Origin of the sequence: Nocardia carnea NBRC 14403 (genome assembly GCF_000308515.1) — a bacterium.
Lineage (GTDB): Bacteria > Actinomycetota > Actinomycetes > Mycobacteriales > Mycobacteriaceae > Nocardia > Nocardia carnea.
The window spans coordinates 1-619 of the sequence record NZ_BAFV01000086.1 but is presented as its reverse complement, the minus strand read 5'-3'; the positions used below and the strand labels follow the sequence as shown (position 1 = coordinate 619).

Below are 619 nucleotides of genomic sequence, written 5' to 3'. Positions count from 1 at the left end.
AGTCGCACTGGCCGAAGCGTGGCGCTCCGGGGCCAGTGCATGGAGCATCGAGCGGCGCGAGGAGTTCGCCAACGATCTGACCAACCCGCAGTTGATCGCGGTCACCGCCTCGTCGAACCGGTCCAAAGGCGACCAAGACCTGGCGGACTGGATACCACCGAACCCGGCGGCTCACTGTACCTACGCGCAGATGTGGGTTGCGGTGAAATCGACCTGGCAGTTGAGCCTGCAGCAGGACGAGAAGGACAAGCTCACGCAGATTTTGCAGGCGTGCTGACAGGAAAGCTCATTCGACCTGGCGGCCATTGGTCGGGCCCGAGGTTTGATTGGGAAGCAGAAATTCTGGCATTGAACTACACCCGCGAAATATTCCGTCGATGAGCGACGCAGGAATCCAGAGAGCACACCAGCTCGCCGGTCCTCTCGATCGGATCCAACCCAAGAAGCCGACCAGTTACGAACTGGCCGGCCTCTCGTCTTCTCGACGCGCTGCTGGTTGAAGAGCGCCAGCGCGGCGAGCCTACGCCGCGGCGAAGGCTCGCCGCGCCTACACAGACGGTGCGCGGACACTGACCACTGAACAGGTTCACCCGGCAGCGCTCAAACGGGCAGCCGGGGA

General features: G+C 62.8%; 1 protein-coding gene. It reads left to right on the top strand.

The window, feature by feature from the left end:
- The coding region (locus tag ON22_RS26610) for a GmrSD restriction endonuclease domain-containing protein (protein WP_043740671.1) at positions 1-277 on the top strand (277 nt) is incomplete at its 5' end.
- Between the last annotated feature and the right edge of the window lie 342 nt (positions 278-619).